This window comes from Aminobacter sp. HY435 (assembly GCF_027568395.1).
Classification (GTDB): domain Bacteria; phylum Pseudomonadota; class Alphaproteobacteria; order Rhizobiales; family Rhizobiaceae; genus Aminobacter.
The window spans coordinates 18,351-39,131 of the sequence record NZ_JANKZL010000014.1; the positions used below are offsets into that span (position 1 = coordinate 18,351).

Consider the following 20,781-nt stretch of genomic DNA (forward strand, 5'->3'; position numbering starts at 1 on the left):
ACCGCGCATGCTTCCGCAAGAAAACCTGCTTCGCGACGAAGGCAGCCCATATCTCCGCCAGCACGGCGACAACCCGGTTCACTGGCGCCCCTGGTCGCCCGAAGCTCTGGCCGAAGCTCGCCGACTGGACCGCCCCATATTGCTGTCCGTCGGCTACGCCGCCTGCCACTGGTGCCATGTCATGGCTCATGAGAGCTTCGAAAACCCGGAGATTGCCGGGGTGATGAACGAGCTGTTCGTCAATATCAAGGTGGACCGCGAAGAACGCCCCGACATCGACCAGATTTACATGGCGGCCTTGGCCAGCATGGGCGAGCAAGGCGGCTGGCCGCTGACCATGTTTCTGACGCCTGACGCCAGGCCCTTCTGGGGCGGGACATATTTTCCGCCCGACGCGCGTTACGGACGGCCCGGTTTCGTCCAGGTTCTCAAGGCTGTCGATGCTGCCTGGCGCGGAAAACGCGCCAGCATCCTGCAGAGCGCCGGCGAACTGGCTGAGCATGTCAGCCAGCGCCTCGGCGCGACCAGCTTGCCCGGGATGCTGTCGACCGAAGCCGGGCGGATGCTGGCGTCCGGCATCGACGACATGATCGACCAGCAACTGGGCGGACTCAGGGGCGCACCGAAGTTCCCCAACGCACCCTTCATGCAGGCGCTTTGGCTTTCCTGGCTTCGCTCCGGCAACACAAATCACCACGACGCTGTCACCGCTAGCCTGCAACACATGCTGTCTGGCGGCATTTACGACCATGTCGGAGGCGGCCTGGCCCGATATTCGACAGATGCCCAGTGGCTGGTCCCGCATTTCGAGAAGATGCTTTACGACAACGCACAACTCGTCCGGCACGCAAACTGGGCCTACGCATCAACAGCCAACGATTTGTTTCGGATACGAATCGAAGACACCGTTGCCTGGCTGCTTCGGGAAATGCGTCTTCCCGAAGGTACCTTTGCCTCCAGCCTGGATGCCGACAGCGAGGGTGAGGAAGGCCGGTTCTACACCTGGACCGACGAGGCCATCCGCAGTGCGCTCGGCAACGATTCAGAATTGTTCTTCAAGTACTTCAGCTTGACCAAGCCGGACAACTGGGAAGGCGATCCGGTGGTCCATCAAACAGTTGCCCAGGCGGAATTGGCCGCCGGGCAGCCCGAAATGATCGCCGGCCTAACCTCGCTACTGCTGGCCGCCCGAGAAAGCCGCGTCCGGCCCGGGCGCGACGACAAGGCATTGACGGATTGGAATGGCTTGGCGATCGTCGCGCTCGCCGAAGCGGGTCGCAGCCTGCAACATCAGGACTGGATCGAAGCCGCCGCGGCCGCATTTGCGGCCATCTTGGCCGGCTCGACGCCGGATGGACGGCTGGCGCACTCGGCTCTCGGCGATAGGCAGCTCTACCCTGCCCTCTCCAGCGACTACGCCGCCATGATCAATGCGTCAGTCGCGCTCTTCGAAGCGACAGGCGAGGCCCGATATCTCGAACATGGCGCGCATTTTCTGAAGATGCTCGACGACTGGCATTCCGACGCCGGCAAGACCGCTCACTATCTGACCGCCTCCGACAGCCGCGATGTGCCGATGCGGATTCGCGGCGATGTCGACGAGGCAATTCCGTCCGCCACCAGTCAAATCATCGAGGCAGTCGTTCGCCTCGCCAACGTCACGGGCGATATCGCCCTGCAGCAGCGAGCCTGGACCATTGCCGAACACGCAGTAGGCCGCATCGAGAGCCAGAAATACGGCCAAGCGGGCATCATCAACGCAACCATGCTGGCGCTGGAGCCTTCTAAACTCATCATTGTCGAAGACCCCGCTCTACCTGGGCTTGTTTCGGTTGCGAATCGAAATCCGGACCCACGCCGCGTCGACATCGTCGTCGCCCTGAATTCCGACGCGCAACTTGCGAAACTACCCGATGAGATCCTTCCGGACACAAGAAAGGCCGGTGCATACCTGTGCACCGGCCTCATTTGTCTGCCGATGATCCGCGAACCGCTCGAACTCGAAAAAGCTCTCAGGCGTCGCTGATCTGTTGCGGTCAGGTATTCATCGAATCGAAGAAATCGGCATTGGTCTTGGTCTGCTTGAGCTTGTCGATGAGGAACTCGATCGCATCGGTCGTTCCCATCGGCGCCAGGATGCGGCGCAGCACGAAGATCTTCTGCAGGTCCTGGCGCGCGACGAGCAGGTCTTCCTTGCGCGTACCCGACTTGAGAATGTCCATCGCCGGATAGATGCGCTTGTCGGCAACCTTGCGATCGAGCACGATCTCCGAGTTGCCGGTGCCCTTGAACTCTTCGAAGATGACTTCGTCCATGCGGCTACCGGTGTCGATCAGCGCAGTTGCGATGATTGTCAGCGAACCGCCTTCCTCGATGTTACGCGCGGCGCCGAAGAAGCGCTTCGGGCGCTGCAGCGCATTGGCGTCGACACCGCCGGTCAGCACCTTGCCGGATGACGGCACGACGGTGTTGTAGGCGCGGCCGAGGCGGGTGATCGAATCGAGCAGGATGACGACGTCGCGGCCATGTTCGACCAGGCGCTTGGCTTTCTCGATGACCATTTCGGCGACTTGCACGTGACGCACCGCCGGCTCGTCGAAGGTCGAGGATACGACCTCGCCCTTGACCGAACGCTGCATGTCGGTGACTTCCTCCGGCCGCTCGTCGATCAGAAGCACGATCAGGTAGCATTCCGGGTGATTGGTCGTGATCGAGTGCGCGATGTTCTGCAACAGCACGGTCTTACCGGTGCGCGGCTGCGCCACGATCAGCGCGCGCTGGCCCTTGCCCAGCGGCGCCACGAGATCGATGACACGCGGCGAGATATCCTTGGTGGTCGGGTTGTCGACCTCCATCTTGAGCCGCGAGGTCGGATAGAGCGGGGTCAGGTTATCGAAGTGGATCTTGTGACGGATCTTTTCCGGATCGTCGAAATTGATCGTGTTGACCTTCAGCAGCGCGAAGTAGCGTTCGCCTTCCTTCGGGCTGCGGATCGGGCCTTCCACCGTGTCGCCGGTCTTCAGCGAAAAACGCCTGATCTGCGACGGTGAGATGTAGATATCGTCCGGACCCGGCAGGTAGTTGGCGTTGGCCGAGCGCAGGAAGCCGAAACCATCCTGCAGCACTTCGACGACGCCATCGCCGATGATCTCGATATCCTGGGCCGCCAGCTTCTTGAGGATGGCGAACATCAGCTCCTGCTTGCGCATGACGCTGGCGTTCTCGACCTCGAGCGATTCGGCGTAAGCGATCAGCTCCGGCGGCTTCTTGTTCTTGAATTCGGCGAGTTTAGTTTCCTGCATAGACGGACTCTGAGCGTGGGGAAGGATTGGCTATCGGCATTTTGCGATAAGCGCCGGGCGCGGCCAGGGAATGAGAATGGGGCGGCGCATGGCGGGAAGGAAGAAGAGCCTTTTAGCTCTCCCGAAATGAAAGAGCAAGGCGCAGTCCAGCAAATTTAAGGTCGTCAGAACGGCTTTACAACCACCAGTATGACGATGACGATCATCAGCACCGTCGGAATCTCGTTGACAATGCGCCAGTGCCGCGACGGCTTTTCGTTGCGGTCCTCGGCAAAACGCCGAACCGACGCCGAGAGATAGCCATGCACGCCTGAAAGCAGCAGCACCGCGGCCAGCTTGGCATGCAGCCAGCCGCCGGCGAAGCCAAAGCCCTTCCAGGCCAGCCACAGCCCGAACACCCAGGTGACGATCATCGCCGGATTGATGATGGCGACCAGAAGCCTCCGCTCCATGACCTTGAAGGTCTCGGACTGGACCGACCCCTTCTCGGCCTCGGCGTGGTAGACGAACAGACGCGGCAGATAAAGCATGCCGGCCATCCAGGAGATCACCGCGATGACATGGACCGCCTTGGCCCACGGGTAGAACCCGTCCGGAGCCACAACAAACAGCAAGGCTGTCAGAACGATCAACGTCAAGATGGCGATGACGGCGCGTTTGGCCGCGGCGCGGCCGTTCGAAACCTGGGCAGCGCTCATTGGCCTTTTGCCTTGCGAACGCGGTTCACCATCGCCTCGACATGAGCGATCGGCGTCTCCGGCGTGATCCCGTGTCCCAGATTGAAGATCAGGGGTCCGGAACCAAGCCCCTCGAGGATAGCGTCGACGCCCTCTTCCAGCGCCCGGCCGCCGGCAACCAGCCGCAACGGATCGAGATTGCCCTGCACCGCGCCGCCCGCCTGCAAGCGCCTGGCCTGCGACACCGGAACCGTCCAGTCGAGACCCAGACCGGTCACGCCGGTCCTTTGCCTGTAGCTGTCGAGTTGTGCGCCAGCACCTTTCGGGAAGCCGATGATCGGAACATCCGGATGGACCGCGCGAACCTTGCGCACGATCTCGGCCACCGGCTTGACACAGCATGCTTCAAAAGTGGCTTCGTCGAGAACTCCCGACCAAGAATCGAAGATCTGCACCACATCGGCACCAGCCTCGATCTGACGGATGAGATAGGCGGCCGAATGGTCGGCAAGGGTCGAAAGCAGTTGCGCCATCGCTACCGGTTCGCGATAGGCAAACAGCCGCGCCGGCGCCTGGTCCGGCGTGCCATGACCAGCGATCATATAGGTAGCCACAGTCCATGGCGCGCCGCAGAACCCGATCAGCGTCGTCGTCTCGGGCAGTTCGCGGCGGAGCCGCCGAACCGTTTCGTAGACGGGTTCGAGATTCACGTGAAACTTTGAACCGTCGAGCGCTGCAATCTCGGCAGGCGTTATCGGCGTCATCATCGGGCCCCGCCCTTCTTCGAAGCGAAGGTCGCGGCCAAGCGCATGCGGCACGACGAGAATATCGGAAAACAGGATCGAAGCGTCGAAGTCGAAGCGCCGGATCGGCTGCAGCGTCACTTCGACCGCGAGATCGGGATTGTAGCAAAGATCGAGGAAGCTGCCGGCCTGCTTCCGGCTCTCCCGATATTCAGGGAGATAGCGGCCTGCCTGGCGCATCATCCAGAGCGGAGGAACCTCGAGGCTTGTGCCTTTGAGGACGTCGAGCAGAGCGCGTTTTACGGGCATCAGGTCTGCCTTTCCTTGTGCCTTCTATAAACAAAAATTTTTACCGAAGGGATTCTTCTAATTCTTAGAGTCTGTTGGAATCGAGAATTGCGAACTGTCCATAGGCGGCCTGAGATATCCACTTGTCATAGTGACGCGCGGCCGAATTCGCCACTGGGGAAAACTTCGTGTGCGACGAGGATTCAACGATTTGAATCAAAGTTCTACGACGCAGCCCATATGGTGCTGATTCTGTGGGCGACGAGGGACGAAAAAACAATCCCCACAATCCTCCCCATCGCTTCGGGCGAACTGACAGCAGGGCGAATTGTGGACAACTGGCCATCTGATACAGTCCACACGTTCGCTTCCGGCCGACACGGCCGTTTATCCACATTTGACCACAGACCCAGGCTCCCACTGTGAACAAACCCCAAAGCTTCTTCCATCTGCACCTGATTTCCGACGCCACGGGCGAAACGCTTCTGGCGGCGGGGCGCGCGGCTTCGGCACAATACAAGGATGCCCGCGCGATCGAGCACATCTACCCGCTGATCCGGACCGAGAAGCAGCTGATGAAGGTGTTCGACGATATCGAGGAGGAGCCGGGCATCGTGCTCTACACTGTCGTCGACCAGCATCTCGCCGGCATCATCGACAGCCGCTGCGCCACGATGGGTTTGCCTTGCGTGTCAGTTCTGGAGCCGGTGCTGTCGGTCTTCCAGTCCTATCTCGGCGCGCCGGCCGGCCGCCGCGTCGGCGCCCAGCACGTGCTCGACGCCGAATATTTCCGGCGGATCGACGCGCTCAATTTCACCATGGAACATGACGACGGCCAGCTCCCTTCGGACATGGAGCAGGCCGATGTCGTGCTGATCGGCATATCCAGGACGTCGAAGACGCCGACCAGCATCTATCTCGCCAACCGCGGCATCAAGACGGCCAACATCCCGATCGTGCTCGGCGTGCCCGTGCCGGAAAGCCTCGTCCAGGCCAAGACGCCGCTGGTTGTCGGGCTGATCGCGACGGCCGAACGCATTTCCCATGTTCGGCAGAACCGGATACTCGGAACGACGATGGCCTTCGACGCGCAGGATTATGTCGACCGCGCCTCGATCACCGAGGAACTGGCCTATGCGCGCCAGATCTGCACGCGCCACAATTGGCCGATGATCGATGTCAGCCGCCGTTCTATCGAAGAGACGGCTGCGGCCATCGTCGCGCTGCGCAACAAGAACCGCTAGGTCCGGCACGCTCGTGGCAGAAAGACGCTGCCATGCCCTTCGAAAAGCGATTCCGCTTTACGGGCCGATGCGTTAGGACCAATCCTGTGGCAGTGAGTTGATAAGCTTTCCTGCAACGCATTCGGGAGAAAAGCCGTGACCGAAAAGCTCATCCTGGCCTCTGGAAGTCCGTTCCGGAAGAAGATGCTTGAAAACGCAGGTGTCGAGGTCGAGGCCATTCCGGCAGATCTCGACGAGCGTGCGCTCGAGGCGCCGCTGGCGGAGAGCGGGGCCTCGCCCGAGGATGTGGCGATGGTGCTGGCCGAGGCCAAGGCGGTCGCGGTGAGCGAGGAGCATCCGGGCCGGCTCGTGCTCGGCTGCGACCAGACGCTTTCCCTCGGCGACGAGGTCTTTCACAAACCTGCTGACATGGAGGCCGCGCGCCGCCACCTGCTCAAGCTCTCCGGCAAGACGCATCACCTCAACAGCGCCGTGGTGCTGGTCCGCGACGGCGAGCCGCTCTGGCGCCATGTTGCGGTCGCGTCCATGACGATGCGGCATCTGGAGCCCGCTTTCATCGGCCGCCATCTTGCCCGTGTCGGCAACAAGGCGCTGTCGAGCGTTGGCGCCTACCAGATCGAGGGCGAAGGCATCCAACTCTTCGACAGGATCGAAGGCGACTATTTTACCATCGTCGGATTGCCGCTGTTGCCGGTGCTGGCGGAACTGAGAAAACTGGGCGCGATTGATGGCTGAAACGGACTTGAAGGCATTTGTTTGTGGCCACCCGATCGCGCATTCCCGTTCTCCCATCATTCATGGCCACTGGCTGAGGAGCCACGGCATCGACGGCAGCTATGCGCCGATTGACGTTGCGCCCGCTGATTTCGTGCGCTTCCTCAGTGGTCTTGCCGCTGCCGGCTATCGCGGCGGCAACGTCACCATTCCGCACAAGGAGATGGCGTTCGCCTCGGTGCAGCGCCGCGATCAGGCAGCCGAGCAGATCGGGGCCGTTAATACGCTATGGCTCGAGGATGGCGCGCTTTGGGGCGGTAACACCGACGCCTATGGATTTGCCGCCAATCTCGACCACCTTGCGCCCGGTTGGGCGGACAAGGGGGGCACCGCCGTCGTGCTGGGCGCAGGTGGCGCGTCGCGCGCGATCGTCCATGCTCTCAAGCAGCGTGGCTTCGACGACATCAGGATCGTCAATCGCACGGTTGGCCGGGCAATCGAGCTGGCGCATCAGTTCGGCAGCGGTGTGACCGGCCATGCCCAGGCTGCAACCACGGAATTGCTCACTGATGCCGGGCTTTTGGTCAACACCACGGCGCTGGGAATGCATGGTAACGAAGGCTTGCCCGCCGACCCATCCACCCTGCCCGACAGCGCGATTGTCACCGATATCGTCTATGTACCGCTCGAAACGCCGCTGCTGGCTGCCGCAAAGGCGCGTGGCCTGAGGACTGTCGACGGGCTGGGCATGCTTCTGCATCAGGCCGTTCCCGGTTTCGAGCGCTGGTTCGGCGTCAGGCCGGAGGTCACCCCGGAACTCCGCGCACTCATTGTCGCTGACCTGGATCGCAAGAAATGATCGTCCTCGGACTGACCGGCTCCATTGGCATGGGCAAATCGACCACCGCCAAGATGCTCGTCGAGGCCGGGGTGCCGGTGCATGATTCCGATGAGGCCGTGCACCGCCTCTATGCCGGAGAGGCCGCACCGTTGATCGAGGCCGCCTTCCCGGGAACTGTAAAGGACGGCGTGGTCGACCGTGCCGAGCTTTCCCGTCATGTGCTGGGCGATGCGGCGGCGCTGAAGCGGCTCGAAGGCATCATCCATCCGCTGGTGCGTGCCGATGCACACGCATTCCTCGAGCGCAACCGCGCCGCCGGCGTGCCGGTCGTCGCCCTCGACATTCCGCTGCTGTTTGAAACCGGCGGTCGTGGACGGGTCGACAAGGTGGTCGTCGTCACCGCCCCGGCCGAGATGCAGCGCGAACGTGTGCTTGCCCGTCCGGGCATGAGCGTCGGGAAGTTCGAAGCCATCCTCGCCAAGCAGGTGCCGGACGCCGAAAAGCGCAAGCTTGCCGACTACATCGTCGATACCGGCCACGGCCTGGAGCATGCGCGCGACCAGGTTCAGGCCATCGTCGACGATTTGACGGTGGGAAAGCCGTTGCCCAAAACCCACTAGGCTTGTCCGGCCGCAGGCCGCGGGCGCATGCTCGCGGCAAGGAGAATCATCAGTTGCGCGAGATCATTTTCGACACCGAAACCACCGGGCTCGACAATCGCGAGGACCGCGTGATCGAAATCGGCGCGATCGAGATGATCAACCGCTTTCCGACCGGCAACACATTCCACAAATACATCAATCCGCAGGGACGGCAGGTCCATCCCGACGCGCAGGAAGTGCACGGCATCTCCAATGCCGATCTCGAGGGCAAGCCCGCTTTCCCTGAGATCATCGAAGAGTTCATGGCGTTCATCGACGGTGCCAAGCTGGTCGCCCACAATGGCGGCTTCGACCTTGGCTTCATCAATGCGGAATTTGCGCGGCTCGACCAGCCGGCCATCGACTCGGGCCGCCTGGTCGACACCCTTGCCCTAGCCCGTCGCAAGCACCCGATGGGGCCGAATTCGCTCGATGCGCTGTGCCGTCGTTATGGCATCGACAACAGCCGCCGCACCAAGCACGGCGCGTTGCTCGATTCCGAACTGCTCGCTGAAGTCTACATCGAACTGATCGGCGGCAAGCAGTCGGCGCTTGTCCTGGACAGCTTTTCGTCGTCCAACGGCAATGCCGGCAACGACCGCCAGATCGAGATTGTCGTTGCGGCGCGCCCCGAACCGCTGCCCGCGCGCCTCAGTGAGGCCGAGCGTGCCGCGCACGACAAGCTGGTCAGCTCGCTCGGCGAAAAGGCGATCTGGGCCAAGCATCTGGCGCCCGCCGAACCAGCCGACATCCAATAGCCGGCAACGAAAAAAGCCCGGCGCTGGGCCGGGCTTTCGAATTCGGTGTTTCCGGGTTCGGTCTTAGCTGACCTTGACCTTGGAAGCTGCCTGTTCCTCGGCGATCTTCTGCTGGAACATCTGGGCGAAATCGATCGGGTCGAGCATCAGCGGCGGGAAGCCGCCGTTGCGCGTCGCTTCGGCGATGATCTGGCGAGCGAACGGGAACAGCAGGCGCGGGCACTCGATGAAGAGCAGCGGCAGCATGTGTTCCTGCGGGAAGCCGTCGATGCGGAACACGCCGCCATAGACCAGCTCGACGTTGAACAGCACGTCCTTGTCGAAGGCTGCCTTTGCGCTCAGTGTCAGATTGACGTCGAATTGCTTGTCCGTCATCGGATTGGCGTTGACGTTGACGTTGATGTTGATGCCAGGAGCCTTGTCACGGCCGCGCAGCGAGTTCGGTGCGCCGGGGCTCTCGAAGGAAAGATCCTTCACATACTGGGCCAGCACGTTGAGCGTCGGCTGAGTTGCGTTACCGTTGCCGTTGGCGCCTTCCGGCGCTTCATTAGTGGCCATAAGCCCATGTCCTCTTGGCTCGGCCGCACGCGGCCTATTGGAAGTGGCGCGTTGGCTACCATGCTCGGCCCTTCAAGACAAGGTTTTGCCGGCGTCAGTCGCGGCTGCGCTGGTCGTCCGGCAATGAGCGCCAGGGCGAATTCGGGTCGGGCTGACGCGAAAAGTCGTCTTCGTCGAGGTCGATTGTCTTGCCGCCGGGTCCGGGTCCGCCATGGCGACTGAAGCCGCGGAAGTCGGTTGCGAAGGTGATGCGCTTGCTGAGATAGCGCCAGGCAAGCGCGCGCACCGGCGGCAGGAACAGAAGGATGCCGACGATGTCGCTGATGAATCCCGGGATCACCAGCAGGATGCCGGCGACAGCGATCATCGCTCCATTGGCAAGTTCCCGGCTCGGGTCGCGCCCCGCGTCAATTTCGGCGCGGGCGCGGTTCATGGCGCCAAATCCCTGCACCCGCAGCAATATGGAGCCGGCGACGGCGCTGAGCAGCACCAGTCCGATCGTCGCCAGCACGCCGATTTCGCTGCCGACCACCACGAAACCGGCAATCTCGAGCAATGGCAGGGCAAGAAGCAGCAGCGGGAGCATCAGCGGTGTCTATCCAATTGGTTCGGTTGACGTGCAGGCCAAATGCCTGCCACAGGCAATGTGCATACATCTTTAGATAGTGCATTGTGCCTTTGATTTGAATGATCGGCGCATGCGTTCTATATGCAGTAGCTAAGACGGCATACGGCCGGAAACTGGCAGATAAGCGGGCTTCGTCCGCGAACAAGGGACGGATCGGCGGAAGATATGCAATTCTTCGATTTCGGCACGATTTTCTTTCTGATTGCAGCGGTGGTGATCTTTTTCCAACTGCGCAACGTGCTTGGACGCCGGACCGGCAATGAGCGGCCGCCATTCGACCCCTATACTGCGGCGCGCAGCAAGCCGCAGGACGCCAACGGCAAGACCGACAATGTCGTGTCGCTGCCCGGAAAGCGCACTGCCGGACCGAACAACGACGAGGCCTATGTGGCCATCGACGCGTTCGCCAAGCCCGGCACCGACCTCAACAAGGGACTGCGCGCCATCAAGGACCAGGATGCCTCGTTCGAACCCAAGGGCTTCGTCGAAGGCGCCAAGATGGCTTACGAAATGATCGTCATGGCCTATGCCGACGGTGACCGTAAGACGCTGAAGAACCTGCTGTCGCGTGAAGTGTTCGACGGTTTCGTCGCCGCGATCAACGATCGCGAGAGCCGTTCTGAAAAGATCCAGTCGTCCTTCGTCGGCATCAACAAGGCCGACATCGTGTCGGCAGAGATGAAGGGCAGCGAGGCCCATGTCACCTTGCGCATCATTTCCGAGTTGATATCGGCAACGCGTGACAAGGCCGGCGATGTCATCGACGGCGATCCGGAGACCGTGGCCGAGGTCAAGGATGTCTGGACCTTCGCCCGCGACACCCGTTCGCGCGACCCGAACTGGAAGCTGGTCGCGACCGAGGAAGAAGACTGATCTCGCGTGACGGGCCAAGCCCGTGCCGGTTTCTCCCACATTTCGGCAGGTAGGTTTCGCTGACCTGCCCGGCTGGGCGGACGACGACCAGTCGGCCGCCTTCGAGGCGTTTCGCCGTTCGGCGCATCATGTGCTGACCAAACCCTACCGAACTGGCGCGCTCGGCGTCGATTTCACCGCTTTTGCTCAATCCTACGCTGAAGCCCGCGAACTCGGCATGCTTTCTCCGGCTCAGGCCCGGGCATTCTTCGAGCGCCATTTCGTGCCGGCTTTTGTTACGCCCGAGGAGAGGCCGGCCGGGTTTGTCACCGGCTTCTATGAGCCTGAGGTCGCGGCATCGGAGACCGAAACCGAAGTCTTTCGAGTACCGTTGCTGTCGCGGCCGGCCGACCTGGCCGATGTGGACGACGCCAATCGCCCCGCCGGCATGGACCCGTATCTTGCCTTTGCCCGGCAGACGCCAGAGGGGCTGGTCGAGTATTTCGACCGTCCGGCAATCGAGCAGGGCGCGCTTGCGGACCAGGGACTGGAAATCGCCTGGGTCGCCGATCCGGTCGATGCCTTTTTCATTCACGTGCAGGGCGCGGCTCGGCTCAAGATGACTGATGGCTCACTGCGGCGGGTGACTTTTTCGGCAAAATCCGGCCAGCGTTTCACCGGTCCCGGCGGAATTTTGGTCGAAATCGACGAGATTCCGCTTGAAAAGGTGACGATGCAGTCGATCCGCGCTTGGTTCAAGGCCAAGCCGCAGCGCATCGACGAGATCCTGTGGCGCAACCGCTCCTACATTTTCTTCAGGAATGCGGTGGTGGACGATCCGGCGCTGGGCCCGATCGCCGCGGCCAAGGTGCCGCTGACGCCCGGCCGCTCGGTGGCCGTCGACCGGCTGCTTCACACCTTCGGAACGCCATTTTTCATCTCCGCGCCGCAACTGACGGCTTTCGACCAAATGCCGTTTGCCCGGCTGATGATCGCCCAGGACACGGGTTCCGCGATCACCGGTCCGGCCCGCGGCGATCTGTTCGCCGGTTCGGGCGATGCGGCGGGTGAAATTGCCGGCGTCGTCCGCGCCGAGGCCGATTTCTTCGCGCTGCTGCCAAAGGCCCTGTTCGCTGAGATGCCGTCATGACCACCAGGCGCGAGCGCAAGCTGAGCGAAGAAGAGCGCGTGCTGTGGAACGTCATCGCGCGCACGGCCATGCCCTTGAAGGGCAAGCGCGCGATCGAAATTCCCGACATTCCCGCCTTGATGGATGCGCCGAAGCCCGATGCCACTCCGGCCAGGGTCGCTGCCGCGCCGGCCCCGGCCCCGGCCGCCGCGCCCAAGCGCCTGTATGTCGCCCATTCGCTCGACGAGCCGACCCGCGACAAGCTTTCCAAGGGCCGCCTGCCGATCGAAGGCCGAGTCGATCTTCATGGCATGACGCAGGACGAAGCCTATTCGCTGCTGCTGATGTTCCTGTCGCGCGCCCATGCCGGCGGCGTGCGCTATGTGCTGGTCATCACCGGCAAGGGCAATTCCAAGGGTGGTGATGGTGTCCTGAAGCGCATGGTGCCGGCATGGCTGGACACGGCGCCGTTTCGCATGCTGGTTTCGAGCCACGACCATGCGGCACGGCACCATGGCGGTTCCGGCGCGATCTACATCAGGCTTCGGCGAAGGGTTGGATCATGACGCCGTTTGGCGAACGCATCCGCGAGCTTCGTCTGGAGCGCGGCGTCAGGCAAAAGGACATGGCGGCGAGCATTGGCGTCAGCGCCGCCTATCTGTCGGCGCTCGAACACGGCCATCGCGGCGTGCCGAGCTGGCCAATGATCCAGAAGATCATCGGCTACTTCAACGTCATCTGGGATGACGCCGAGGAGTTGCAGAAGCTGGCCGAGGGTTCCCATCCGCGCGTCGTCGTCGACACGTCGGGTCTGTCGCCGGCAGCCACGGAATTGGCTAACACGCTGGCCGCTGCCATCGGCGAACTGGAAGAGGCCGAACTGGTCGTGCTCAATCTCCAGCTGCGCAAGGCGCTGGCCGGGAAGAAGAAAGTCTAGGGACGAACGCGGGGATATGGGCGGCTCTGCAAGGCGTTTGCCCACGAAAGAACGCCGCATTCCTAGAACAGCGCCTGCAGCTCGGCCAGCTTGTCGTTGACCAGCCAACCGTAATAGTTCTCTTCCGGTACCTTGTCGGCTTCGCCCGCGGCACGACGGCGCTCGTTTTCGACCTTCAGCGCGTAGGCGCGCGCCTCGGGATTTCCGATGTTGTAGAGCGTCGAGGTGATGCCCGGGTTGCCGGAGATGTCGAAGCCGGCAATGCGCCGGTAGGCGTCGATCGACGTCTTCAGCGTCGCCGCCACATAGGGCAGCGTCAGGTCGGGGTCCATGATCGTCTTGTAGACGGCGTTCGGGTCGCGCTCGTCCAGCTTGGGCAGGCCGGAGACCTTATGCACCTCGTCGCTCATCTGCAGCGCGGTAAGCGGGTTGAGCTGGCCGATGCCGAAGGTTTGCCCGGCATAGAAGGGCTGGAAGAAAGTGGCGCTGAAACGGTCGTTGGGGAAGCTCTTGCCGCCGACGGACCTGCCGCGGAACTGCTGGTTCCACACCGCCTCGCGGCATTCCCAGATGTCGTAGCTGCCAGACTTTGCAGCGCATTCGGCAAATTGCGGACGCTTGATGAAGTCGGAAATGTCCTCGCCGTCATAGGCGAAGGTAAGGTTGCTGGTCAGGTAGGACACAGCCTTGACATAGTAGGTCTGCAGCCGGTCGTAGGCGTCGACATTGTAGGTATGCTCGCCGACGATGGCGCCGACGATGTGCATCGGGTCGATGCCATAGGCCCGCGCCACCTTCTGGATCTTGCCGCGCAGCTCGCTGTCGTTCTTGAGCAGGGCATAAACCTTGCGGTACTTGGCGTCGAACGTCGTCTTGCCGGCCTTGGTACGCTTGGACGAGGCGCCGGGAACCTGCGGCTGTTCGGCATGAACGTTGCCAGGGGCGACCACGGTCGTCGCCCACGCTTGCGGCGCGCCAAGCGCCACCGCGAGAAGGAATGCCGTGAGAATTGCTCTTTTCATACGCCGCCGCTGCCCAAGCTCTATCGGGGCAAACTAGAAAATGCCCCCGGCTTAGTCGAGAGCGTTGTCAAGCGGGTGGAGCGAAAGGTGGCCCGATGCTTCCATTCGGCCACAGAACGGCCGTATCCCGCAGATGTTGGCGGCCCCGCCGGGACGGGACCGCCACGGTGCTTTTAGAGGATGAAACGCGACAAATCTGTGTTCCTGGACAGATCGCCGACATGTTTTTGGACATAGGCCGCGTCGATCTTCACCGACGATCCATTGCGATCGGGCGCGTCATAGGAGATTTCGTCGAGCACGCGCTCCATCACCGTCTGCAAACGCCGGGCACCGATGTTCTCGACACTGGCATTGAGATCGACGGCAATGCCGGCAAGCGCGTCGATGGCGTCATCGGTGAAATCGAGCGCCACGCCTTCGGTGTTCATCAAGGCGATGTACTGCTTGATCAGGCTGGCTTCGGTTTCGGTCAGGATGCGGCGGAAATCATCTTTTTCGAGTGCGCGCAGCTCGACGCGGATCGGCAGGCGGCCCTGAAGCTCGGGCAGCAGGTCCGACGGCTTGGAGACGTGGAATGCACCCGAGGCGATGAACAGGATATGGTCGGTCTTCACAGGCCCGTACTTGGTGGCAACAGTCGTGCCTTCGACGAGCGGCAAGAGGTCCCGCTGCACGCCTTCGCGCGAAGGTCCGCCCTGAACGTCGCCGCGCGCGATCTTGTCGATCTCGTCGAGGAACACGATGCCTTCGTTCTCGGTCACTTCAAGCGCGCGCCGCACCACCTCTTCCTGGTCGAGCAGCTTGTCGGACTCGTCCGAGATCAGCAGGGCATAGGATTCCTTGACAGTGGTCTTGCGCGTCTTGGTGCGCTGGCCGCCCATCGCCTTTTGCAGCATGTCGTTGATGTTGAGCACGCCGACATTGCCGCCCGGCATGCCGGGAATGTCGAAGCTCGGCATTCCGCCGGTGCCGGTGTCGGCGACCTGGACCTCGATTTCCTTGTCGTCGAGTTCGCCGTCGCGCAGCTTCTTGCGGAACGAGTCACGCGTTGCGGGGCTGGCGGTCTTGCCGACCAGCGCCTCGAGCACGCGCTCCTCGGCGTTGACGTGGGCGCGCGCCTTGACGTCTTCGCGCATCTTTTCGCGCACCAGGCCGATGGCCACCTCGACAAGATCGCGGACGATCTGCTCGACATCGCGGCCAACATAGCCGACCTCGGTGAACTTGGTTGCCTCGACCTTGACGAACGGCGCCCCCGCCAGCTTGGCGAGGCGGCGCGAAATCTCGGTCTTGCCGACGCCGGTGGGTCCGATCATCAGGATATTCTTGGGCATGACCTCTTCGCGCATCTGGCCTTCCAGCTGCTGCCGGCGCCAGCGGTTGCGCAGCGCAATCGCCACGGCGCGCTTGGCGTCCTTCTGGCCGATGATGAAGCGGTCGAGTTCGGAAACGATCTCACGGGGGGAGAATGTGGACATGGCGATACTCTCGAATACTCGGTTGGGGCTTATGTATGGGCTGGAAGTCGGCGTGCAAGGGCGGCAGGCAGCAGCGGCAGGAAGGCCCTGCGCAGCGCATGCCAGCCGGCGCTGAGCAGCAGCACCAAGGCGCCCAGCACCAGCATGGTGAGCGGTACGACACCGTCGGCAAGCCCGGCCTTGACGACCAGAGAGCCGAAGGCGAAGCCGGCATAGGACAGGCCCGACACCAGAATGGCGCGGCGGTCGACGACAAGCGCGACGAAGGCCAGCGCGGTGAAGATCGCCAGGATGCTCCACGCCGATGCCGCTTCGGAACCGCCCTCTCCGACCAGCCCGCTGACCAGCGGGTGGACGATCAGCGGCGCGGCCAGCATATGCAGCCAGAAGGCGATGTCGGTGCGCCGGGTCTGGCGCAGCGGGTCGCTCAGGTCGAACCGCATCGCCAGCGAAAACACCGCGAGCCCGCAGGCGAGCAACAAAGGCTTGGCCGCCTGGGTGGCGAAATCCGGCGCGACCATGAACAGGATGCCGATGGCGGCCGCAACCAGCGATGCAGCGCCTGCGGCGATGGTCACCGGCACATGGAAGCGCCGGTAGTGCAGCGCAGTTGCGCCGGCAGTAACTAGGCCGGCAGCGACGAGCGGCCATCCCGACTGGTTGCTGAAATCCATGCCGACGCTTGCTGCCGGATTGATCTCTGCGGCCACCGCCATGAAAACCGCAACGGCAAAGACCAGCAGGAGCACGATGCTGGGCAAGGCCATGCGCTGTTTGCCCGTGAAATATTCGGCCAGCAGCCAACTGGCCAGCGCGATTATGCCGTACATGCCGGCGTCGCCGACCAGTTCGGCGCAGAAGTAGGACAAGGCGCCCAGGAACAGCCCCAGCCCTATGGTGACGAAGATGTCGCTGAAGCCCGAAATGAAACGGAACTTCTCGTCGTCGTGCGGTTCGGCATCCAAGGTTGATGTCCTGGCGATTTCCAGGTTGCGCAGCCCTTGCGCCTGATCGGCGGTCACAAGGCCGCTGTCGACGGCGGCGCGCAAGGCGCCAGGCGAAATGGCAAGCTCGTCCGAAGGTGTCGAAGGATTGGCCATCACATGATCCCCGCTTGCCATTGCTTGATCGCCTCGAGCGGATAGACCAGCATGATGACGTTGAGCGTCAGGTTATCCCGGATCAGATAACCGACGCCGATCTCGAAGATGAGCGCCAGCGCAATAACGCTCCACACCGGAAGTCGCGCCGCCATGACAAAGCCCAGCACCATGGCGAGCGTGTCGGCGACCGAATTGATGATGCTGTCGCCATAGTAGTCGAAGGAAATCGTGCCTTCGCGGTAGCGATTGATGATGGCGTCGCTGTTTTCGGCCAGTTCCCAAGCCACTTCGATGCCGATGGCAACCGCCAGCCGCAAGCCGAACGAGCTTTTCGGCGCCAGCCATTTGAGCAGCGCATAGAACAGGAAGCCGTGGATGATGTGCGAGAAGGTGTACCAGTCGGCGATGTGCTGGGAGTTGCCAGAGCTTTTCACCACCCCGTGCCAGAGCTTGACGTAACCGCATTCGCAGATCGGGATGCGCCCCATCCAGTAGAGCACAACCGCCTGGCCTGCGATTATCAGCGCTGCGACCAGCAGCCACCAGCCGAGCCGCTCGCGCTCGCCGGCCTCCGTTCCCCCCGAAACACCCAAGCTAGAACTCCCCCTCATCTGCATCCCGCGCCATCATCAGCGCGGGCCCGTAAACCGATGTTCGTGTATCGAACGCCTCGAAGCCCGCCTTTTCATAGGCCCGGATCGCCCGCTTGTTGGACGGATCCGGGTCGATGATGACGCGTGGCACGCCCTCTTCGAACAACTCCGCGACGAACTGCATCAGGATGGCCGAGCCATGGCCCTTGCCGAGCAGCTCGGGCGGGCCGATCGACAGGTCGATGCCGAGCGTGCCGAATGGCTGGTCGTGGTAGGGATGGTCGTCTTCCATGTGCGGATCGTAGCTTTGCAGGTAGGCGATCGGCTTGCCGTTGAGCTCGACGATCAGCGGCTCGACGGAGATGCTGTCGAGATGGTCCGCGATCGCGACGATCTCGGTTTCCGGATCATCCCACCATTCGGCGACATGCGGCTGGGCCAACCATGCCTTGATGACAGGCAGGTCGGCCCGTGTCACCGGACGGAAGTCGTAGTGCGCGGCTGCCTCACTCGGCATCGAGCGTTTCGATCACGAAGCTGTGGTTGGTGTAGACGCAGATGTCGGCGGCGATCTGCATCGCCTTGCGGGCGATCTCTTCGGCGTCCTTGTCGGTGTCCATCAAGGCGCGCGCGGCAGCCAGCGCGTAGTTTCCGCCCGAGCCGATGGCCATGACGCCGAATTCCGGCTCCAGCACGTCGCCGGTGCCGGTCAGGGCCAGCGACACGTTCTTGTCGGCCACCAGCATCATCGCCTCGAGCCGGCGCAGATAGCGGTCGGTGCGCCAGTCCTTGGCGAGCTCGACGCAGGCGCGCGTCAGTTGATCCGGATACTGCTCTAGCTTGGCTTCGAGCCGCTCAAGCAAGGTGAAGGCATCTGCGGTGGCGCCCGCAAATCCGGCGATCACGTTGCCCTTGCCGAGGCGGCGAACCTTGCGGGCATTGCCCTTCATGATGGTCTGGCCAAGGCTGACCTGGCCGTCGCCGGCGATCACCACCTTGTTGCCCTTGCGCACGGTCACGATGGTTGTGGCGTGCATGCTCTGTTCGTTGGACATATGTTGCTCCGATGGCGCGCTGCCCCTCTTTGGCGGCGTGCGCGTTACGAGTGGAAGTTCGATCTTATGTATGCCGCCGCGCAAGGAATGCAAATCGGCCAAAGCAATGACGAATTGGCCTTTCGCGGCGATTGGCAATGGGCCGTTCATGCTGTTATTAGGCTGACGTTTTTAAGGACAAGGATCCGCCAATGGCCCCCCGTTCCGCCGAAGTCAGCCGCAAGACCAAGGAAACCGAGATTTCCGTATCGGTCCATGTCGATGGCGCCGGCCGTTCGGAAATGGCCACCGGCGTCGGCTTCTTCGACCACATGCTCGACCAGCTGTCGCGGCATTCGCTGATCGACATGAAGGTCACGGCCAAGGGCGACCTGCACATCGACGACCACCACACTGTCGAGGATTGCGGCATCGCGCTCGGGCAGGCGCTGTCCAGGGCGCTCGGCGATCGCCGTGGCATCATGCGTTACGCCTCGATCGATCTCGCCATGGACGAGACCCTGACGCGCGCGGCCATCGACGTCTCGGGCCGCCCGTTCCTGGTCTGGAACGTCAACTTCTCTGCCCCCAAGATCGGCACCTTCGACACCGAGCTGGTGCGCGAGTTCTTCCAGGCGCTGGCCCAGAACGCCGGCATCACCCTGCACGTCACCAATCACTATGGTGCCAATAACCATCATATCGCCGAAACTTGCTTCAAGGCTGTCGCGCGCGCATTGCGCATGGCGCTTGAAAGCGATCCGCGCCAGCCTGACGCAGTACCCTCCACCAAGGGCAGCCTGAAGGGATAGCCATGGCCATCCATGTTGTCATGGAGCCGCCGGCCTCGGCGGGAAGAAGCGCTTCCGAAGGTGCCGTTTTTGTTCGTGACGGCTTCTATTTCTTCGGCTTCATCATGCCGGTCCTGTGGTTGCTTTGGCACCGGCTGTGGCTGGAGGCGATAGTCACCCTTGCGGCGACGCTGGCGCTTGCCGGGCTCAGCGAATGGGCCGGGCTCACCCTGGCCGCGCCGCTTTTGCCGCTGCTGATCTCGCTCTATGTCGGGCTCGAAGGCGGTACGCTGCGCATTGCCGCGCTGCGGCGCGCCGGCTGGCGCGAATGGGGCGTCATCGAGGCGGATTCGACTGAAGACGCCGAGGCGCGCTATTTCTTCGCCGACGGCCATGTCGAGGCGCAACCCGAAGCAACGACGATCGCCGCATCCCCTGTCGCCGCGCGCGCCCAGTCCCCTGGGGCAGCGCTTGGCCTCCTGCAATATCCCGGAAGAAACTGACATGCGCGTCGCCATCATCGATTACGGTTCGGGCAACCTCCGCTCGGCGACCAAGGCCTTCGAGCGCGCCGCCCGCGAAGCCGGCATCAGCGCCGAGATCGACCTCACCGCGGATGCCGGGCGCGTGCTCACCGCCGATCGTATCGTGCTGCCTGGCGTCGGCGCCTATGCCGATTGCGCCCGCGGCCTGCGCGCCGTCGACGGTATGTGGGATGCCGTCGAGGAGGTTGCCATCCGCAAGGCGCATCCCTTCCTCGGCATCTGCGTCGGCATGCAGCTGATGTCGGAGCGCGGCCTCGAAAAGACCGTCACCGACGGCTTTGGCTGGATATCAGGCGACGTGAAGGAGATCACGCCGACAGACCCGACGCTGAAGATTCCGCAGATCGGCTGGAACACGATTCACGTGAAACATCCGCATCCTGTGTTTCACGGAATTCCGACTGGCCCGGATGGCTTGCACGCCTATTTCGTGCATTCCTATCATCTCGACGCGACCGATGAGAAACAGGTCCTGGCGACCGCCGACTATGGCGGCCGGGTCACCGCGACGGTTGCGCGCGACAATCTTGTCGGCACGCAGTTTCATCCTGAAAAGAGCCAGGCCCTGGGCCTCGCCCTCATTGCCAATTTCCTGAGGTGGAAGCCATGACGACGAAAAAGGGCTACTGGATCGCAATGGTCGAGATCACCGACCCGGAGGCCTACCCGGCCTATGTCGCGAGCAATGGCGCGGCAATCGCTCCGTACGGCGCCAAGCTGCTTGTGCGCGGCGGCCGCCATGACGCTCCCGAAGGCGCGACCGGCAACCGCCACGTCGTGGTCGAATTCGAGTCCTACGAGCAGGCGGTCGCCTGCTACCACTCCCCCGAATACCAGGAGGTGGTGAAGCTTCGCCACGCCGCCTCCATCGGCAAGTTCGTTATCGTCGAAGGCGCTTGA

At 62.6% G+C, this 20,781-nt stretch carries 25 protein-coding genes; 14 read left to right on the plus strand and 11 right to left on the minus strand.

Features of this window, described 5'->3' with window-relative positions:
- Positions 1-7: 7 nt before the first annotated feature.
- Positions 8-2,026, plus strand: coding sequence for a thioredoxin domain-containing protein (locus PCJ21_RS19820; protein WP_269933167.1), 2,019 nt, complete (start codon positions 8-10; stop codon positions 2,024-2,026).
- A gap of 10 nt (positions 2,027-2,036) precedes the next feature.
- Here the strand turns inward: PCJ21_RS19820 and rho are convergent, their stop codons facing one another.
- From rho to hemE, 3 genes are all read right to left on the minus strand, one after another.
- Positions 2,037-3,302 carry a transcription termination factor Rho gene (gene rho / locus PCJ21_RS19825; protein ID WP_269933168.1) on the minus strand — a complete coding sequence of 422 codons (1,266 nt, stop codon included), beginning with the start codon at positions 3,300-3,302 and terminating at the stop codon, positions 2,037-2,039.
- A gap of 164 nt (positions 3,303-3,466) precedes the next feature.
- Positions 3,467-4,000 carry a protoporphyrinogen oxidase HemJ gene (hemJ, locus tag PCJ21_RS19830; protein WP_269933169.1) on the minus strand — a complete coding sequence of 178 codons (534 nt, stop codon included), beginning with the start codon at positions 3,998-4,000 and terminating at the stop codon, positions 3,467-3,469.
- Complete coding sequence (gene hemE / locus PCJ21_RS19835) at positions 3,997-5,031, minus strand: uroporphyrinogen decarboxylase (protein ID WP_269933170.1); 1,035 nt, start codon at positions 5,029-5,031, stop codon at positions 3,997-3,999. The genes hemJ and hemE overlap by 4 nt, the downstream gene beginning before the upstream one ends.
- Positions 5,032-5,432: 401 nt before the next feature.
- Between hemE and PCJ21_RS19840 the strand changes: the two genes are divergently transcribed.
- From PCJ21_RS19840 to dnaQ, 5 genes are all read left to right on the plus strand, one after another.
- Positions 5,433-6,254: a pyruvate, water dikinase regulatory protein gene (locus PCJ21_RS19840; RefSeq protein WP_269933171.1), complete on the plus strand. Its 822-nt coding sequence runs from the start codon at positions 5,433-5,435 to the stop codon at positions 6,252-6,254.
- Positions 6,255-6,389: 135 nt separating this feature from the next.
- Complete coding sequence (locus PCJ21_RS19845) at positions 6,390-6,989, plus strand: Maf-like protein (RefSeq protein ID WP_269933172.1); 600 nt, start codon at positions 6,390-6,392, stop codon at positions 6,987-6,989.
- Positions 6,982-7,827 carry a shikimate dehydrogenase gene (locus PCJ21_RS19850; RefSeq protein WP_269933173.1) on the plus strand — a complete coding sequence of 282 codons (846 nt, stop codon included), beginning with the start codon at positions 6,982-6,984 and terminating at the stop codon, positions 7,825-7,827. The genes PCJ21_RS19845 and PCJ21_RS19850 overlap by 8 nt, the downstream gene beginning before the upstream one ends.
- Entirely contained in the window at positions 7,824-8,429 is a 606-nt protein-coding gene (coaE, locus tag PCJ21_RS19855) for a dephospho-CoA kinase (RefSeq protein ID WP_269933174.1), read from the plus strand. Before PCJ21_RS19850 ends, coaE begins: the two co-directional genes overlap by 4 nt.
- Positions 8,430-8,482: 53 nt before the next feature.
- Positions 8,483-9,208 carry a DNA polymerase III subunit epsilon gene (gene dnaQ / locus PCJ21_RS19860; RefSeq protein WP_269933175.1) on the plus strand — a complete coding sequence of 242 codons (726 nt, stop codon included), beginning with the start codon at positions 8,483-8,485 and terminating at the stop codon, positions 9,206-9,208.
- A 63-nt stretch (positions 9,209-9,271) separates the two neighbouring features.
- Here the strand turns inward: dnaQ and secB are convergent, their stop codons facing one another.
- Complete coding sequence (gene secB, locus PCJ21_RS19865; protein ID WP_109578258.1) at positions 9,272-9,766, minus strand: protein-export chaperone SecB; 495 nt, start codon at positions 9,764-9,766, stop codon at positions 9,272-9,274.
- 94 nt (positions 9,767-9,860) lie between these two features.
- A complete protein-coding gene (locus PCJ21_RS19870) occupies positions 9,861-10,352 on the minus strand; it encodes an FxsA family protein (RefSeq protein WP_269933176.1) in 492 nt (163 codons plus the stop codon).
- Between the two features lie 207 nt (positions 10,353-10,559).
- Here PCJ21_RS19870 and PCJ21_RS19875 point away from each other — a divergent pair, with 207 nt between their 5' ends.
- Genes PCJ21_RS19875 through PCJ21_RS19890 form a run of 4 tightly spaced genes read left to right on the plus strand, consistent with a single transcriptional unit; the run spans position 10,560 to position 13,312 of the window.
- Positions 10,560-11,267, plus strand: a complete 708-nt coding sequence (locus tag PCJ21_RS19875) for a Tim44/TimA family putative adaptor protein (protein WP_269933177.1) — start codon at positions 10,560-10,562, stop codon at positions 11,265-11,267.
- 22 nt (positions 11,268-11,289) lie between these two features.
- The gene (mltA, locus tag PCJ21_RS19880; protein WP_269933178.1) at positions 11,290-12,396 is read left to right on the plus strand and encodes a murein transglycosylase A; all 1,107 of its coding nucleotides are present in this window, start codon (positions 11,290-11,292) and stop codon (positions 12,394-12,396) included.
- The gene (locus tag PCJ21_RS19885; RefSeq protein ID WP_269933179.1) at positions 12,393-12,941 is read left to right on the plus strand and encodes a Smr/MutS family protein; all 549 of its coding nucleotides are present in this window, start codon (positions 12,393-12,395) and stop codon (positions 12,939-12,941) included. The genes mltA and PCJ21_RS19885 overlap by 4 nt, the downstream gene beginning before the upstream one ends.
- Positions 12,938-13,312: a helix-turn-helix domain-containing protein gene (locus PCJ21_RS19890; RefSeq protein ID WP_269933180.1), complete on the plus strand. Its 375-nt coding sequence runs from the start codon at positions 12,938-12,940 to the stop codon at positions 13,310-13,312. Before PCJ21_RS19885 ends, PCJ21_RS19890 begins: the two co-directional genes overlap by 4 nt.
- A gap of 62 nt (positions 13,313-13,374) precedes the next feature.
- On the opposite strand, the gene PCJ21_RS19895 is transcribed toward PCJ21_RS19890, so the two are convergent.
- The 6 genes from PCJ21_RS19895 to hslV all read right to left on the minus strand — a co-directional run bounded on the left by PCJ21_RS19895 (position 13,375) and on the right by hslV (position 18,566).
- Positions 13,375-14,334, minus strand: coding sequence for a DUF1402 family protein (locus PCJ21_RS19895; protein WP_269933181.1), 960 nt, complete (start codon positions 14,332-14,334; stop codon positions 13,375-13,377).
- A gap of 173 nt (positions 14,335-14,507) precedes the next feature.
- Positions 14,508-15,815 carry an ATP-dependent protease ATPase subunit HslU gene (gene hslU / locus PCJ21_RS19900; RefSeq protein ID WP_269933182.1) on the minus strand — a complete coding sequence of 436 codons (1,308 nt, stop codon included), beginning with the start codon at positions 15,813-15,815 and terminating at the stop codon, positions 14,508-14,510.
- A gap of 29 nt (positions 15,816-15,844) precedes the next feature.
- The gene (locus PCJ21_RS19905; RefSeq protein ID WP_269933183.1) at positions 15,845-16,915 is read right to left on the minus strand and encodes a hypothetical protein; all 1,071 of its coding nucleotides are present in this window, start codon (positions 16,913-16,915) and stop codon (positions 15,845-15,847) included.
- Complete coding sequence (locus PCJ21_RS19910) at positions 16,915-17,511, minus strand: DUF2585 domain-containing protein (protein WP_269933184.1); 597 nt, start codon at positions 17,509-17,511, stop codon at positions 16,915-16,917. The genes PCJ21_RS19905 and PCJ21_RS19910 overlap by 1 nt, the downstream gene beginning before the upstream one ends.
- Before the next feature lies 1 nt (position 17,512).
- Complete coding sequence (locus tag PCJ21_RS19915) at positions 17,513-18,028, minus strand: GNAT family N-acetyltransferase (RefSeq protein ID WP_269933185.1); 516 nt, start codon at positions 18,026-18,028, stop codon at positions 17,513-17,515.
- Entirely contained in the window at positions 18,018-18,566 is a 549-nt protein-coding gene (hslV, locus tag PCJ21_RS19920; protein WP_184768408.1) for an ATP-dependent protease subunit HslV, read from the minus strand. The genes PCJ21_RS19915 and hslV overlap by 11 nt, the downstream gene beginning before the upstream one ends.
- Positions 18,567-18,757: 191 nt before the next feature.
- Here hslV and hisB point away from each other — a divergent pair, with 191 nt between their 5' ends.
- From hisB to PCJ21_RS19940, 4 genes are read left to right on the plus strand one after another with little or no spacing between them, the layout of a single operon-like run.
- The gene (gene hisB / locus PCJ21_RS19925; RefSeq protein WP_269933186.1) at positions 18,758-19,357 is read left to right on the plus strand and encodes an imidazoleglycerol-phosphate dehydratase HisB; all 600 of its coding nucleotides are present in this window, start codon (positions 18,758-18,760) and stop codon (positions 19,355-19,357) included.
- A gap of 2 nt (positions 19,358-19,359) precedes the next feature.
- Positions 19,360-19,839 (plus strand): DUF2628 domain-containing protein, encoded by a 480-nt coding sequence (locus PCJ21_RS19930; RefSeq protein WP_269933187.1) that lies wholly within the window; start codon positions 19,360-19,362, stop codon positions 19,837-19,839.
- 1 nt (position 19,840) lies between these two features.
- Entirely contained in the window at positions 19,841-20,491 is a 651-nt protein-coding gene (hisH, locus tag PCJ21_RS19935; protein WP_269933188.1) for an imidazole glycerol phosphate synthase subunit HisH, read from the plus strand.
- A complete protein-coding gene (locus PCJ21_RS19940; protein WP_269933189.1) occupies positions 20,488-20,781 on the plus strand; it encodes a DUF1330 domain-containing protein in 294 nt (97 codons plus the stop codon). Before hisH ends, PCJ21_RS19940 begins: the two co-directional genes overlap by 4 nt.